Annotated in this window: 12 protein-coding genes, 1 tRNA gene and 1 rRNA gene; 9 read left to right on the top strand and 5 right to left on the bottom strand. The window is 68.3% G+C overall.

Annotated elements, in window-relative coordinates:
• Positions 1–3: 3 nt before the first annotated feature.
• The 5 genes from hutU to ACOGXI_RS03705 are packed head-to-tail and all read right to left on the bottom strand — an operon-like array spanning position 4 to position 5,642.
• On the bottom strand, positions 4–1,662 hold the full coding sequence (gene hutU / locus ACOGXI_RS03725) for a urocanate hydratase (protein WP_419937542.1): 1,659 nt from the start codon (positions 1,660–1,662) through the stop codon (positions 4–6).
• The gene (gene ftcD / locus ACOGXI_RS03720) at positions 1,659–2,576 is read right to left on the bottom strand and encodes a glutamate formimidoyltransferase (protein WP_419940151.1); all 918 of its coding nucleotides are present in this window, start codon (positions 2,574–2,576) and stop codon (positions 1,659–1,661) included. Before ftcD ends, hutU begins: the two co-directional genes overlap by 4 nt.
• Positions 2,573–4,201, bottom strand: coding sequence for a histidine ammonia-lyase (hutH, locus tag ACOGXI_RS03715; protein WP_419937541.1), 1,629 nt, complete (start codon positions 4,199–4,201; stop codon positions 2,573–2,575). The genes ftcD and hutH overlap by 4 nt, the downstream gene beginning before the upstream one ends.
• Entirely contained in the window at positions 4,198–5,043 is an 846-nt protein-coding gene (locus ACOGXI_RS03710; protein WP_419937540.1) for a chlorite dismutase family protein, read from the bottom strand. The genes hutH and ACOGXI_RS03710 overlap by 4 nt, the downstream gene beginning before the upstream one ends.
• Positions 5,040–5,642, bottom strand: a complete 603-nt coding sequence (locus ACOGXI_RS03705; RefSeq protein ID WP_419937539.1) for an NINE protein — start codon at positions 5,640–5,642, stop codon at positions 5,040–5,042. The genes ACOGXI_RS03710 and ACOGXI_RS03705 overlap by 4 nt, the downstream gene beginning before the upstream one ends.
• Positions 5,643–5,832: 190 nt before the next feature.
• Between ACOGXI_RS03705 and ACOGXI_RS03700 the strand changes: the two genes are divergently transcribed.
• The 9 genes from ACOGXI_RS03700 (at position 5,833) to ACOGXI_RS03660 (ending at position 15,822) form a co-directional block, all read left to right on the top strand.
• Positions 5,833–5,906, top strand: a tRNA-His gene (locus tag ACOGXI_RS03700).
• Positions 5,907–6,223: 317 nt separating this feature from the next.
• Positions 6,224–7,782 (top strand): 16S ribosomal RNA (locus ACOGXI_RS03695).
• Positions 7,783–7,896: 114 nt separating this feature from the next.
• A complete protein-coding gene (era, locus tag ACOGXI_RS03690) occupies positions 7,897–8,793 on the top strand; it encodes a GTPase Era (RefSeq protein WP_419937538.1) in 897 nt (298 codons plus the stop codon).
• A complete protein-coding gene (locus ACOGXI_RS03685) occupies positions 8,793–8,966 on the top strand; it encodes a Trm112 family protein (protein ID WP_419937537.1) in 174 nt (57 codons plus the stop codon). Before era ends, ACOGXI_RS03685 begins: the two co-directional genes overlap by 1 nt.
• Positions 8,888–10,915, top strand: a complete 2,028-nt coding sequence (gene rnr, locus ACOGXI_RS03680; protein ID WP_419940150.1) for a ribonuclease R — start codon at positions 8,888–8,890, stop codon at positions 10,913–10,915. Before ACOGXI_RS03685 ends, rnr begins: the two co-directional genes overlap by 79 nt.
• Positions 10,916–11,021: 106 nt before the next feature.
• A protein-coding gene (gene prfB, locus ACOGXI_RS03675; protein ID WP_419937536.1) for a peptide chain release factor 2 occupies positions 11,022–12,135 on the top strand; the annotation gives its coding sequence in 2 pieces (ribosomal slippage) (positions 11,022–11,087 and positions 11,089–12,135; 1,113 coding nt in all).
• Complete coding sequence (gene lysS / locus ACOGXI_RS03670) at positions 12,132–13,760, top strand: lysine--tRNA ligase (RefSeq protein ID WP_419937535.1); 1,629 nt, start codon at positions 12,132–12,134, stop codon at positions 13,758–13,760. Before prfB ends, lysS begins: the two co-directional genes overlap by 4 nt.
• Positions 13,757–15,109 (top strand): FtsX-like permease family protein, encoded by a 1,353-nt coding sequence (locus ACOGXI_RS03665; RefSeq protein WP_419937534.1) that lies wholly within the window; start codon positions 13,757–13,759, stop codon positions 15,107–15,109. Before lysS ends, ACOGXI_RS03665 begins: the two co-directional genes overlap by 4 nt.
• On the top strand, positions 15,106–15,822 hold the full coding sequence (locus ACOGXI_RS03660; protein ID WP_419937533.1) for an ABC transporter ATP-binding protein: 717 nt from the start codon (positions 15,106–15,108) through the stop codon (positions 15,820–15,822). The genes ACOGXI_RS03665 and ACOGXI_RS03660 overlap by 4 nt, the downstream gene beginning before the upstream one ends.
• Positions 15,823–15,829 lie beyond the last annotated feature (7 nt).

Here is a 15,829-nt window from a genome sequence, read left to right as displayed (position 1 = left end):
CGGCTATTCGAGCATGGGAAGGTCGACGCCGCGCTCGCGGGCGGTGCGGATCGCTTCCGGATACCCCGCGTCCGCGTGTCGCATGACTCCGGTCCCCGGATCCGCCGTGAGCACGCGCTCCAGCCGTCGGCTGCCGGATGCCGTCCCGTCGGCCACGCACACCATGCCCGCGTGCGTGGAGTACCCGATGCCGACGCCGCCCCCGTTGTGAATCGAGACCCAGCTCGCCCCGCAGGCGGTGTTGAGCATCGCATTCAGCAGCGGCCAGTCCGCGATCGCGTCGGAACCGTCCCGCATTCCCTCGGTCTCCCGGTTCGGCGAAGCCACGGAGCCGGTGTCGAGGTGGTCGCGCCCGATCACGATGGGCGCCCGCACCCGTCCGGTCTTCACGAGCCAGTTGAAGCGCTCGCCCATTTCCGCGCGTTCGCCGTACTCGAGCCAGCAGATGCGGGAGGGGAGACCCTGGAAGCGCACCCGCTCGCGCGCCTGGCGGATCCAGCGGCCCAGCGCCTCCTTCTCCGGGAACGTCTCGAGGACCGCCGCGTCCGTCGCCGCGATGTCCTCCGGATCGCCGGAGAGGGCGGCCCAGCGGAAGGGGCCCGCGCCCCGGCAGAAAAGGGGTCGAATGAAGGCCGGCACGAAGCCGGGAATGTCGAAGGCCTCCGCCATCCCGCGCAGGTCGGCCACCTGGCCGCGGAGGTTGTTCCCGTAGTCGAACGCGATCGCGCCTCGCGCCCGGAGCGCGAGCATGGCCGACACGTGCGTCACCATCGAATCGAGTACCCGCTCGACGTATGCGTCCGGGTCGGAGAGGCTCAGCGCCTCGGCCTCTTCCACGGACAGGCCCGCGGGGATGTAGCCGAGACGGAGGTCGTGCGCCGAGGTCTGATCCGTGAGCACGTCGGGCACGACGCCGCGCTCCGCGAGCGCGGGCAGGACTTCGGCGATGTTCCCGAGCAGGGCCACCGAGAGCGCCTCCCCCCGGTCCATGGCGGCGGAGAGCAACTCCAGCGCCTCGTCGAGATCCGTCGTCATGCGGTCGCAGTAGCCCGTGTCGAGGCGCCGGCGAATGCGGTCCTCCCGGACCTCGACCCCGAGGAAGGCCCCCCCGTTCATCGTCGCGGCGAGCGGCTGGGCGCCCCCCATCCCCCCCAACCCGGCGGTCACCACGAGCCGCCCCGCCAGAGAGCCCCCGAAGTGCTGCCGCGCGATTTCCGCGAACGTCTCGTAGGTCCCCTGGAGGATCCCCTGCGTGCCGATGTAGATCCACGAACCCGCGGTCATCTGCCCGTACATCGTGAGTCCCAGGGCATCGAGACGCCGGAACTCGTCGATATCCCCCCAGCGGGGGACGAGGTGGGCGTTCGCGATGAGCACGCGCGGCGCTTCGTCGTGGGTGCGGAACACGCCGACCGGCTTCCCGCTCTGGACGAGCAGGGTTTCGTCGTTATCCAGCCGGCGCAGCGTTTCCACGATCTTCGCGTACGCGGCCCAGTCACGCGCCGCCTTGCCCGCGCCCCCGTACACGACGAGGTCTCCGGGGCGCTCCGCCACGTCCGGGTCGAGGTTGTTCATCAGCATCCGGAGGGCCGCCTCCTGGTGCCATCCCTTGCAGGAAAGCGTCGTTCCCCTCGGCGCCTGGATCGGTCCGGTCGGTTTCATCCCTTTCCTCCCTCTCCGCTGTCCCGGGTCCGCGGCAACTCCAATATCTGGTCCGGGGCGAGATCCGCGTCCAGTCGCGAGAGGTCGAGGCCGCGGATCGCCTCCGCAGGCACCGGACCGATGAACTCGCAACCCGCCAGCGCCACACCCTCCGCCCGCGCGCCTTCGGCGACGCGCTCGTACGCCGTGCGAACCCCGGTCACGGCGTAGCGGGTCAGGTTCATGGACACCTGCGTCAATCCCCTCCGCCGCAGCGGGATTCCGAGTGCGCGGACGCACGGCAGCCCGCCGCCCGATTCCCGGATCGCCGCGGCGATGCGGCGAGCGGGTCCCGGCTGTGTCGTGTCGAGGTTCACGTTGAAGCGCACGAGGGCCTCTCGCACCCCGACGACGACGGCGCCGAGCGACGGATGGGGGGCCGGAGGACCGAGATCCGGCCTCCATCCGGGGTGTGACAACTTCCCGGCCAGACCCTCGAACTGCCCGGACCGGATGCCGGGAAGGGAAGTCCGGTCCGGGTTCGTCGCGGCCCGTTCGTAAAGGAAGACCGGGACCGAGCGCGCCGCCGCCCACTCGCCGAAGGAGCGGGACGCCCGGAGCGCCTCGGCCTCGGGACACCGCGGGCCGCGCACGAAGGGGACGACATCCAGTGCGCCGATCCGCGGGTGCTCGCCCCGGTGCCGCCGCAGATCGACTTCGGCGTACACGGCCGCCGCGAGCGCGGACGTCGCGCGGACCACGGCTTCGGGAGCCCCCCGGTAGGCGAGCACCATGCGATGGTGGTCCGGGTCGGCCGATCTGTGGAGGAGTTCGACGCCGCGAGTTTCATCGACGGCGGCCGCGAAGCGGGCCATCCTGCGCGGGTCGCGCCCCTCGCTCACGTTGGGCTCGCAGAGGAGCCACCCGGGGTTCAGCGTGGCGCGGGAGACCAGAGATCGCCCAGGGCGCGGCGGGCCGCCCGTTCCAGCGTCCCGTCGTCGATGACCGCCTCCAGGCGCGCGACATCCGCTGCCAGGGAGCGGTCCGCGATCACCGGGGGGACGCATTCGCGCACGGTGTCGTATACGGCCCGCGTACCGGGGCCCAGTCGATCCGGGCCCTCGGGGCGGCGGAGGTAGACGCCCTGGGCGGCGCTGAGCAACTCGATCGCGAGCACCGTGCGCGTGTTGTCGAGGATCTCGCGCGTGTGGCGGGCCGCATTCGCTCCCATGCTCACGTGGTCCTCCTGGTTCGCGCTCGTCGGAATCGAGTCGACGGAGTCCGGATGCGCGAGCGTCTTGTTGTCGGACACGAGTGCGGCCCCCGTGTACTGGAGCGACATCAGGCCGCCGTGCAGCCCCGGAGACTCCACGAGCATGGCGGGAAGCCCCGCGGAAAGTTCCGGCGTCAGCATGCGGAACACGCGGCGATCCGACAGGCTCGCCACGTCCGCAAGCGCGATCCCCAGTGTGTCGAGCCACAGCGCCGGCCCCGCGCCGTGGAAATTGCCGCCCGACACGACGGCGCCCGGATCCTGTCCGTCGGCGGGGAACACCAGCGGATTGTCCGACACCGCGTTGAGCGATGCTTCCACCCGCCCCCACAGGAACCCGACCATGTCGTGCACCGGCCCGATGACCTGGGGCGTGCAGCGCAGGCTGTAGGCGTCCTGTACCCGGTCGGCGTCCGCATCGATGAGTCCGCTCCCGGAGAGGAGCGCCCTGAGCCGCGCCGCGGTTCCGATCTGCCCCGGCTGGTTGTTCGCCTCGTGCAGCGCCGGGTTCAGCGCGGCGGAACGGGCCAGCAACGCCTCGAAGCTCAGCGCCGCCGCCAACTCCGCGTGCAGGAGCAGGCGGCGGGCGTCGTGGAGTTGCAGCGCCGCGCCCGCGACCATCATCGTGGTCCCGTTCGTCAACGCCAGCCCTTCCTTGGCCTGCAGGCCCGGGCGGGAGATCCCGGCGGCGGCCATCGCGCTCGCCCCGTCCATGCGTCGGCCTTCGAACCAGGCTTCGCCGCTGAACGCCGTTGAATCCTCGCCCCCGTCGGCGCCCTGGTCCGGCCCGGGGGCGCGGGTCGCGACGGCGGCCATGTGTGCGAGGGGGGCGAGGTCCCCGCTCGCCCCGAGCGAGCCCTTGCCGGGAACCACCGGCGTGACGCCCCGGTTCAGCATCCGGACCAGCGTGTCGATGATCACCGGGCGCACCCCCGACGCGCCCAGTGCCAGCGAGTTCGCCCGGACGAGCAGCATCGCCCGCACCCAGTCCTCGGGCAGCGGCGGACCCGTCCCCGCCGCGCACTTGAGGATCAGGTTCCACGACAGCCGGGCCGCATCCGCCGCCGCGATGCGGGTTCCGGAAAGCGCCCCGTAGCCTGTGGTGATCCCGTAGATCCGGGCCCCGGGCCGAGCCAGCGCCTCCACCACCGTGTTCCGGCTCGCCTCCACCCGCTCGCGCGCGTCCCCGTCCAGTGCCGAGACGGTCGACGCTTCGCGCGCCACCGCGACGACATCGGAAACCGTGAGCTTTTCCGAGAGCGTGACGGGAGGCGGCAGCCCGCTCACGGGGTGGCCTCGGAGGAGAGCAGGGTCTCGTACTCCGTTTCGGGCATCCGCTTTCCGACCAGAAAGGGACCGAACTCCGCGTAGTCGGCGCTCGCCGCGTCGTAGCGCATCTCGCTGATGATGGCCTTGAATTCGAGCGGATCCCCCGCCCACAGCGTCACGGCCCACTCCCAGTCGTCCAGGCCCATCGATCCGCTGATGACCTGGGAAATCCTGCCCGCGAAGCGCCGTCCCAACCTGCCGTGCGCCGCCATCAACTCCGCCCGCTCCTCCAGCGAAAGCCGGTACCAGTTCTGTCCCGGGTTGCGTCGCTTGTCCATCGGGTAGTAGCAGACGTACGGCATGTGCTCTGGCTGTCTCGGCTCGAGCCGGCGCCGCACGTATCCCTTCCCGCGCTCCTCCGCGAGGGCGTCCGTCAGGGCCGCGTCCCACGCTTCGCGGTCCCCCGGATCGATCCTCCCGGAAAGCTCCCGGGTCAGGGAATAGAGACCCAGTTCCACCACGGACAGGTACTCCTCGCGGACAAGCGCGTGATCGCCCCAGGCGGAGAGCTTCAGTTCACGCACCGCTTCAACGAGCCGGTCGAACGTGTCCCGGAAATGGAGGATGAGAAAATCGATCCCGCCCCCCGTCACGCGGTAGACCCCGGACCAGCCCGGCTCCGATCCCCCGGACCACCTCTCCGCCAGCGCGGCGAAGCTCCTCAGCGCCGCCCGGGTTTCCGCCGGATCCGCACCCTTGAGGCCGGCCCAGTCGAGTTCGATCGACTGATGGAGGACATACCATCCCTCGAGGGAGGCGGGCGGGAGTTCGGAGGAATGCGGGAGCGGCCGGCTCGTCACTTGAAGGGGCCGGCCAGGCCCGGAAAACGGTACACGATCACCCCGCTGTCGGCGGCGTTGTCCACGTCCACGTGTCCCTTCACGACCATTTCCCGCAGGGCTTCCTCCACCTCATCGAAGCTCAGGCCCGAAGCGAGGACGCCCTGAGTCACCGTCAGAAGTCCGCCGTTCGCCTGCGCCGCCTTCAGCAGGATCTGCTGCTTGGTGTCCGCCGAAGCGAGCTGCCGTGACGGGGCGGAGGGTTCGGCGCCCTTGGCGAGGCGAGGGTGCGGCAGATACCCATCGCGGATGTTCGCCGTCCGCACGAGCCGCTTCATTCGGAAGAGGTCGAAGAACTGGCCGAAGCCAACGAGACCGAACGTCAGCAGCCAGATGATGCCCGTGAAGTACATCCCCAGATAGAAGCGGTGGATCCCGCACGCGCCGACGAGGGCGCAGCACCAGAGGGCGAAGCCGACCCCGTTCGTGTACCGGTCGCCGTCGTCCGGCGCCTGTTCCGCCGGCGGCTGGGGGGGAGCCGCGACGAGCGGCACAACGGCGTACGGAGGCACCGGGCCCTCGGGGCCGCCGCGGCCGGGTTCGTTGGGCTGTTCGGTCATCGCTCGTTCGTACGCGCCGATCACTCCGGAGGTTTCCTCGTTACGGAGAGGCACGTTACCACGGAGACCGCACCGCCGCACCCTGCCGAATCCCTCGTCCGCCCGGCGCGGGCGCGGGCGACTCGCAAGGGACGCGCCTTTCCTCTAGATTGTCGCGCTCGCGGCCCCGCGACGGGGCGCGAACGACGCGGTGGGCGTAGCTCAGGTGGTCAGAGCGCCAGGTTGTGGCCCTGGAGGTCGCGGGTTCGAATCCCGTCGCTCACCCCTCCGCATTTCGGTCGTTCCCCGGGGACGATCTCCGGACCCCTCGCGGAACATTGACAAGCCGCCCCCGGGTCGGTAGCCTTGGGGTCCTCGCGGGAGGGCATGCGCCCTTCCGCGATCGCTTTTTGACAAGAAGGTGTGAGTGACTTGTGGGCCCGATTGAGAGCCATGGGCATCACTTCTCGTGGCTCGATGGGAAACCAAAGTGATTTCCGAACGTGAAGCCCCGACGGTCTCGCGACCGGACGGGGTGCTCTGCGTTCAACCAGGTCTCGAGTGCGGACCGGCTTCGGCCGAACGCGCTCAAACCAAATTCTCATATGGAGAGTTTGATCCTGGCTCAGGACGAACGCTGGCGGCGTGCCTTACACATGCAAGTCGTGCGAGAACGGTTCCTTCGGGAACCTAGTAGAGCGGCGAACGGGTGAGTAATACGTGAGCGATCTGCCCGAAGGTGGGGGATACCCCAGGGAAACCTGGACCAATACCGCGTACAGCGTCGGGAGTGGGTGCCCGACGTGAAAGCCGGCCTCTTCTATGCTGGCGCCTTCGGATGAGCTCGCGGCCTATCAGCTTGTTGGTGGGGTAACGGCCTACCAAGGCTATGACGGGTAGCTGACGTGAGAGCGTGATCAGCCACATTGGGACTGAGACACGGCCCAGACTCCTACGGGAGGCAGCAGTGGGGAATATTGCGCAATGGGCGAAAGCTTGACGCAGCGACGCCGCGTGGGGGAGGAAGGCCCTAGGGTTGTAAACCCCTGTCAGGTGGGACGAACACCTTGTCGAATAATACCCGGCAGGACTGACGGTACCACCAGAGGAAGCTCCGGCTAACTCCGTGCCAGCAGCCGCGGTAATACGGGGGGAGCGAGCGTTGTTCGGAATTACTGGGCGTAAAGGGCGCGTAGGCGGCCTCGTAAGTCGGGTGTGAAATGCCGGGGCTCAACCCCGTGCACTGCACCCGATACTGCATGGCTAGAGAAAGGTAGAGGCGAGCGGAATTCCCGGTGTAGCGGTGGAATGCGTAGATATCGGGAAGAACATCTGCGGCGAAGGCGGCTCGCTGGGCCTTATCTGACGCTGAAGCGCGAAAGCGTGGGGAGCAAACAGGATTAGATACCCTGGTAGTCCACGCCGTAAACGCTGGGCACTAGGTGTCGGGAGGCTTGGTCCTTTCGGTGCCGCAGCTAACGCATTAAGTGCCCCGCCTGGGGATTACGGCCGCAAGGCTGAAACTCAAAGGAATTGACGGGGGCCCGCACAAGCGGTGGAGCATGTGGTTTAATTCGAAGCAACGCGAAGAACCTTACCTGGGCTTGACATGTCGGTGGTACTTCCCTGGAAACAGGGGGGGACCCTTCGGGGAGCCGTCACAGGTGCTGCATGGCTGTCGTCAGCTCGTGTCGTGAGATGTTGGGTTAAGTCCCGCAACGAGCGCAACCCTTGCCCGTAGTTGCCAGCGGATCATGCCGGGGACTCTACGGGGACTGCCGGTGATAAACCGGAGGAAGGTGGGGATGACGTCAAGTCATCATGGCCCTTATGTCCAGGGCGACACACGTGCTACAATGGCCGACACAAAGGGCAGCAATACCGCGAGGTGGAGCGAATCCCAAAAAGTCGGTCCAAGTTCGGATTGGAGTCTGCAACTCGACTCCATGAAGCCGGAATCGCTAGTAATCGTAGGTCAGCCATACTACGGTGAATACGTTCCCGGGCCTTGTACACACCGCCCGTCAAGCGATGGAAGCTGGGGGTACCCGAAGCCGGTGGCCTAACCTTCGGGAGGGAGCCGTCGAAGGTAAACTCAGTGACTGGCGCTAAGTCGTAACAAGGTAGCCGTAGGGGAACCTGCGGCTGGATCACCTCCTTTCTAGGGAGATGTCCTTTCGACGAGAAAGGCACACCTGGACCTCCCACAAGTCACTCATCTTCTTGTTCAACCTTCCGGCGCCATCGCCGGCCTGCTCCAACCCGTGGTTCGCCCATGACGTTCAGGGCCGGTTTCGTCGCCATCGTCGGACTTCCGAACGTCGGCAAGTCCACGCTGCTCAACGCGTTCCTCGGGGAGCGGCTCGCGGCCGTCACGCCGAGGGCCCAGACGACGCAGCGGCGACTCCTCGGGATTTACTCGGACGAAGCCTCGCAGGCCGTGTTCATCGACACGCCCGGCCTCCTCGAGCCTCGCTACACCCTGCATCGATCGATGAGGGAAGAGGCGCTTGCGGCGCTGGATGACGCGGATCTCGTGCTGGCCGTGGCGGACGCGGGGTTCGAACCCAGCCTGGACTGGGCCGGCGGGTTCGCGCCCGCGGTCCGTGTTCCGAAGATTCTCTGTCTCAACAAGATCGACCGCGTGGAGGCGTCGACCCGCGAGGGTCTCCGGGCCCGATTCGCGAGCGGCGGCTGGGACGAGATACACGGGACGTGCGCCACGGAGGACGAGGGGGTGCCGGAGTTGCTCGAAGCCCTGTCGGCGCGCCTTCCGGAATCGCCGCCCCTGTACCCCCTGGATGATCTCTCCGACGCGCCGGTCCGGTACTTCGTCGCCGAGATGATCCGGGAGACGTGTCTAGAGGAACTGGAGGATGAGGTCCCCTACGCGGTGGCGATCCGGGTCGAGGAGTTCCGCGAACGGGAGGGGGACAGACCCACATACATCGAGGCCCTGATCCATGTGGAGAAGGAATCCCAGAAGGGGATCGTCGTGGGAGCGGGCGGAAGGACCATCCGGAAGCTCGGGATCCGCTCCCGCCGGAAGATCGAACGCTTCCTCGGGCAGCGGGTTTACCTCCGGCTCCGCGTCAAGGTCCTCCCCAACTGGCGCAAGAAAACGCACCATCTTAGGGTGCTCGGTTTCCGGGTTCCCGCGCAGGAGAGCTGATGCCCCTCGACGACAAACTGCTTGAGATCCTCGCCTGCCCGAAGTGCAAGGGCGAACTGGAGTACCGCGTGGAGGAGGGAGAGGAAGCCCTGCTCTGTTACGCCTGCCGCCTGAAATACGAGGTCGACGAGGGGATCCCGATCATGCTCATCGACGAGGCGAAGCCTCTCTGACCCCCCGCGGACGGTCCCGGGGCCGCCGGCGATCCCGAGGTCCCCGGCGCGTCAGCGGCCGGCTGCAACGGATCGAGAGCGGCGCGGCCTTCGTCATCCCCGACGAGGGAGACGAAGACGTCTACGTCCGCGCCCGCGATCTCGGCACGGCCGTGGACGGGGACCGCGTTACGGTGCGGATCGACGACCGCGGCCGGCGCGGACCCCGGGGGACCATCAGCGAGGTCCTCGAACGGGCCCGCTCGCACGTCGTCGGCGTCTTCCGCGGCGCACGCGGGCAGGGCTGGCTCGAGGTGACCCAGCCGAAGCTCGGGATCGACCTGTTCATCCCGGCGCGCCATCGCGGAGAGGCCGAACCCGGCGACATCGTGGTCGTCGAGGTTACGGACTGGGGGGAAGAGGGTCCGGGCCCGGCGGGCCGCGTCGAACGCGTGCTCGGGCCTTCCGGAGATCCCGGCGTGGCGGTGCTCGCGATCCAGGTGGGCTACGGGATCGGCGATGCGTTCCCGAAAGCCGTCGAGGAGGCGGCGAGAGCTCTGGCCGCGCGGGGGATCCAGCCGGCGGATCTGGAAGGTCGAGAGGATTGTCGGGCTGACCGCGTGATCACGATCGACCCGGTGGACGCCCGCGATCACGATGACGCGATCTCCATCGAACGGCTCGCCGGGGGTGGCGTTCGAGTCGGAATCCACATCGCCGACGTATCGCACTACGTGCGCGAGGGGGATGGGCTCGATGCGGAAGCTCGGGAGCGCGGCACGAGCGTGTACCTCGTCGACCGCGTACTCCCCATGCTCCCGCACGCGCTGTCAAGCGACCTCTGCTCGCTCGTCCCCGGCGAAGACCGCCTGACGCTGGCCGCATTCCTCACCGTCGATCGCGGCGGAGGGCTCCGGGGGACGCGCTTCGCCCGCGCCATCATCCGCAGCGCACACCGGCTCTCCTATGAAGAGGCGCAGGAGGCGATGGAGGGCGAACGCACGCCGGCGACCGAGCGCGACCCCGGCCTTCGCGACGACCTTCGGGCGTTGCTCGAGGTGAGCCGGAGTTTCCGTCGGCGGCGCAGGGCTCGCGGCAGCCTGGACTTCGATCTGCCGGAGTCCAGAGTCGTACTCGACGAGGAGGGGGCTCCCGTCGACGTGCGCCGGCGCGAGCGGTTCGATTCTCACCGGCTCATCGAGGACCTGATGATCGCGGCGAACGAAACGGTGGCGAACTGGGCGATCGAGAAGGGGGTGCCCGTACTCTTCCGCATCCACGAGGAACCGAACCCGGAGAAGCTCGAAATACTGCGCCTCCTGGCGGGCGAGTTCGGGCTCTCCTTTCCGCAGCGGAACCCGCGCCCGCGCGACTTCCAGCGCCTGCTCGACGCGGTGAAGGGCAGGGTGGAGGAGCCGGTCATCTCCGTTCAGGTGCTGCGGAGTCTCGCCAAGGCCCGTTATGAGACGAGCAACGAGGGCCATTTCGGGCTCGCTTCGCCGGCGTACCTCCACTTCACCTCGCCCATCCGCCGGTACCCGGACCTCGTCGTCCACCGGCAGCTGGCTCGCTGGCTGGCGGAGCCCGCGAGCGTTCGCAGGATGAGCCGGAAATGGCTCTCGGAGACGGCCCGCCAGGCTTCGGCGCGCGAAGAGAACGCGGCCCGGGCGGAGCGGGATTCGGTGGAACTCAAGAAGGTCGAGTTCATGGAGCGGCATGTGGGAGATCACTTCGCCGGCGCGATCAGCGCCACGGCCCGCTTCGGCTTCTTCGTCCGGCTCGACGCGTATGACATCGAGGGACTCGTCCACGTGAGCCGCCTCGCGGGAGACTACTACGTACACGACCCGGCGAGGCACGCGCTCCGGGGCCGTCGCACGCGGAAGAGCTACCGGCTCGGCGACCCCGTGGAGGTTCAGGTCGTCCGAGTGGATCGCGAGGCGCGGCGGGTCGATTTCGACCTCGTGTGACGCGGCCCCGGAAAGTTCGCCTTCCGCGGGGAAACGTGGTCTATTTACGGCCAGCCACCACACCCCAGACGGATCTGCCGCTCGCGCGGAGGGCCTGGAGTCGGAAATGACGGAGTTGGTGAGACAGAAAGAACGCGCGGAAGCGCTGCGCGGCCGGCTCGACGAGCTACGGGGGTATCTTTGAGATTCCCGCGAAGCTGACCCGCATCGCCGAACTCGAGAAGAAGATGGCGGCTCCGGACTTCTGGAACGACCGCGACGGGGCGAAGGAAGTCATCGGCGAGACGAACCTCCTCAAGAGCTGGACCCGCCCATGGGCGGACTGCTCCGCTCGCGTGGACGATCTGTCCGAGATGGCGCTCCTGCTCGAGGAGGAGGACGACGCGGAGCTGCAGGCGGAGCTCGAGGCGGGACTCGGGATGGCGCAGAAGGAGGCTGCCCGCCTGGAGTCGCGGAACATGCTGCGGGGGGCGGACGCCCACCGCAGCGCGCTCGTCACGATCAACCCGGGCGCCGGTGGGACCGAGTCGCAGGACTGGGCCGAGATGCTCATGCGCATGTACCTGCGCTGGGCGGAACAGCACGACTACGATGTCGAGGTCATGGATCTTCTTCCGGCCGACGAAGCGGGGATCAAGTCGGCCACGCTCGATGTGGAAGGACAGTTCGCCTACGGGTATCTCTCGGCCGAACGGGGTGTCCACCGCCTCGTGCGCATCTCCCCCTTCGACTCGCAGGGACGCCGCCACACCTCCTTCGCCTCGGTCTTCGTCTACCCGGTCGTGGATGAGGACATCGAGATCGCGGTCAACGAGGAGGATCTCAGGATCGACACCTTCCGCGCATCCGGGGCGGGCGGCCAACACGTGAACAAGACGGACTCCGCGGTGCGGATCACGCATCTCCCGACGGGTATCGTCGTCTCGTGCCAGCAGGAGCGCAGCCAGCACAAGAACAAGTCCAAGGCGATGAAGATGCTGCAGGCCGCCCTCTACCAGCGGGCGGTCGAGGAACGGGAGGCGCGGCGGGCCGAACTCGAGGGGACAAAGACGCGGATCGAGTGGGGCCGACAGATCCGGTCCTACGTCCTGCAGCCCTACAAGATGGTCAAGGACCACCGGACGAATCTCGAGGTCGGCAACGTCGACGCGGTCCTGGACGGCGAGATCGACGGTTTCATCCAGGCGTTTCTCCAGGAATCCGGCAAGACGAGCGGATGAGCTGCCCTTCCTGCGGCTCCGAAACTCCCGGGCTCCGGGACGGCGTCTGTACCGCCTGCTGGTACGCTTCGAAGGAGCGGCCGAAGCCCGTAAGGGACCGCTTCGAGAAGCTTGCCCGCCTGCGCGAACTGGGCGTCGAGCCCTATGGCCATGCCTTCGACCGTTCCCATGAACTGCGCGAGGCCTTCGCGGCGTTCGAGGAGGCGGAGTCAGCCGCGGAGGCCGCGACGGAAGGGGCGGCGGACGGCGGGGGCGCCGCCGAACTCGAGGGTGTCCGCGTTGCGGGCCGCATCCTCTCCTACCGCGACCTGGGAGGCAGCGCCTTCGCCCATATCGGCGACCGCGACGGGCGGCTGCAGATCCACCTGCGGCGCAACCTCCTGGGCGACGAGGGCTCCGCGCTCATGGATCTGCTCGACCTCGGGGACTGGGTCGGCGTCGAGGGGGCCGTCTTCCGGACCCGGCGCGGCGAAGTCACCGTTCGCGCGGAATCGCTGTGCCTCCTGACCAAGACTCTTCGCCCGCTCCCGTTCGGGAAGGAGGAGGTCGCCGGGGATGGGCGTCGGATCGTGCACAGCGGATTCAGCGACCAGGCCTCCCGCTACCGGCAGCGGTATGCGGACCTGGCGGTGAATCCGGATGTCCGCGAGGTATTCCGGATCCGGGGCAGAATCGTCACGGAACTCCGCCGCTGGCTCGACGCACGCGGCTTCCTCGAGGTGGAGACCCCGATCCTGCAGCCGCTCTACGGCGGCGCGCTCGCCCGGCCGTTCTCCACGCACCACCACCGGCTCGACCGGAAAATGTTCCTGCGGATCGCCGATGAACTCTATCTGAAGCGGCTCATCGTGGGGAACCTCGACCGCGTGTACGAGATCGGGCACGACTTCCGGAACGAGGGGGTCGACCGCACGCACAACCCCGAGTTCACGATGCTCGAGTTGTACTTCGCGTTCGCCGACTACGACGATGTGATGAAGCTCACCGAGACGATGGTCGGCGATGTCGCGCGGGAGGTGATGGGGACGACGCGCTTCGAATACGATGGGACGGTCATCGACCTCGCCGCACCCTGGGCCCGCGTCCGTTGGGATGAGGCCTTCTCGGAGGCCACCGGCCTCGATCCGCGGCGGGCCGGGAAGGCCGATCTTCGCGCCCTGGCGAAGAAGACCGGGCGCGCCGACGCGGGCGAACTGTCCCGCGTCCAGCTTCTCGACACGCTGTTCTCCGAGCTGGTCGAAGGCCGGATCACGGACCCGGTCTTCGTGTACGGCCATCCGATCGAGATGAGCCCGCTCGCGAAGCCCATGCGGGGAGAGCCGGACTTCGCGGAGCGGTTCGAGGTCGTCGTGTGCGGTTTCGAACTCGTGAACGCGTTCAGCGAACTCAACGACCCGGCGGATCAGTGGAACCGGTTCGCGGCGCAACAGCGTCTGAGAGAGGCGGGCGACCAGGAGGCCATGGCGATTGACGAGGACTACGTCCGGGCGCTGGAGTACGGGCTGCCTCCGACGGGCGGGTTCGGGCTCGGGGTCGACCGTCTCGTGATGCTGCTGACGGGACGGACTTCGATTCGCGACGTCGTCCTCTTCCCCATCCTGCGGGCCGAGGAGGGACGCTCTTGAGCGGAGGGCGGAGTCGCTTCGAACGATTCGTGGCGCGGCGCTATCTGCGGGGGACGGGGCGTCGCATGTCGGTGCCGGGGGTATTCCGCGCCTTCGGCCGCTTCGCCCGCAGGCCGTGGCGGCCGCTGGCGGGCGCAGGCACCGTGGACGAGAAGGACTCGAGGCTCGTCGCCTTCATCTCGAGTCTCGCGGTGGGAGGCGTGGCCGTCGGCGTGATGGCGCTCATCGTCGTAATCGGCGTCCTCAACGGCCTCCAGGAGAGCCTGAGGGACCGGATCCTCAGCGGGGGGCCGCACGCGCACGTGATGGAACTCGATAGCGGGTTCCAGATGGAGGACTGGGAGACGGTGCTCGCGCGAGTCCGGCAGGACGAGGATGTGATCGCGGCCTCCCCGTTCGCCTTCAACAAGGTCATCCTCACGCAGCCCGGCGACCGCTACAACGAGTCCGTCGTGCTGCGGGGGATCACCGACGACCCGGAGGGGATGCGGATCGCCGGGCTCGTCGAGCACCTCATCATCGGGGAGCCGCCCTTCGGCCCGACCGAGTCCGGGAATCCGGGCATCGTGGTCGGACGCGGCCTCGCGCAGAAGATGGGGCTCTACCAGGGCAAGGTCATCGTCGCGGCGTCCACCCGGGACGCGACGCTCTCGGCCGCGGGGCTCTCGGCTTCGCTGAAACGCTTCGAGGTCACGGGGATCTTCCAGACCGGCCTCTACCAGTACGACGACGAACTTGCGATGGCCCCGCTCGCCGACGCGCAGGCCCTGTTCGGACTCGGCGAAGCCGTGACCGGGATCGAGTTCGACGTGAGCGACCCGTGGGAGGCGACGGAAGTGTCCGCGCGGGTGGAGGAAGCGCTGGGCTGGCCGTACCGGGTGGAGGGTTGGCAGGAGCTCAACAGGAGCCTCTTCTCCGCGCTTCGGCTCGAGAAGCTCGGCATGGCCGTCGTCCTCATCCTCATCATCCTCGTCGCCTCCTTTAACATCGTCTCGACGCTGGTGATGATGGTCGCGGACCGGACGCGCGAGATCGGGATTCTCCGCTCGATGGGGGTGACCGCCGGAAGCGTCGGAAGGGTGTTCACGAACATGGGACTCTTCATCGGCGTCGTCGGTACGACCCTGGGGGCCGCCCTCGGCGCCAGTCTCGCCTGGGCGCTGACCCGCTACGAGTTCATCACGCTCCCGAGCGACGTGTACTTCATCGACCGCCTGCCGATCTCGCTCGCGCCGCTCGATGTCACGCTGATCATCCTCGGATCGCTGCTCATCTCCTACTTGGCCACGATCTACCCGGCGCGGAAAGCCGCGGCGCTCGCGCCGGTCGACGCGATCCGGCACGAATGACGTCGGGCGGAGACGGTAAGGCGTCGCTCGCGGTGGGAGCGGCGGTGCGAGCGGCGGGGCTCGTCCGCACCTTCCCGAGCCCGGATGGCGGTCTCCTGCCGGTGCTGAACGGGATCGACCTCACCGTGGACCCGGGGGATGCCCTGGCCATCGTGGGCCCGAGTGGGTCCGGGAAGTCCACGCTGCTACATTTGCTCGGCGCCCTCGACCGGCCGACGGCGGGAGACGTCTGGCTGGGGGGCGAACGGGTGTCGGAACTCGGAGGGGAGCGGCTGGCCGAACTCAGAAACCGGTTCGTCGGCTTCGTCTTCCAGTTCCATCACCTGCTGCGCGACTTCACGGCGCTCGAGAACGTGATGCTGCCACGGTTGATCGCCGGCGCATCGAGGGAGGAAGCCCGGGACCGGGCCGCGGAACTCCTGGCTCAGGTGGGGCTGGCGGAACGGGCGAGCCACCGGCCGCGCCGGCTCTCCGGCGGAGAGCAGCAGCGGGTGGCGGTGGCGCGGGCGCTGGCGAACGCGCCCCCGCTCGTGCTGGCGGACGAGCCGTCCGGGAACCTCGACGCCGAGGCGACACTGCGCCTGCACGATCTGCTGTTCGAACTGGTGGACGGACACGGCGCGGCGCTGGTCGTCGTAACGCACAGCCGCGAACTGGCGGGCCGCGCGGGCCGGGTGCTGCGCATCGAGAGCGGGGAACTCGTCGCCGCGTGATGGGGCG

It is taken from the genome of Candidatus Palauibacter sp., from assembly GCF_965208055.1.
Classification (GTDB): Bacteria; Gemmatimonadota; Gemmatimonadetes; order Palauibacterales; family Palauibacteraceae; genus Palauibacter.
The sequence above is the reverse complement of the archived record's forward strand: the minus strand, read 5'-3'. Positions and strand labels throughout refer to the sequence as shown.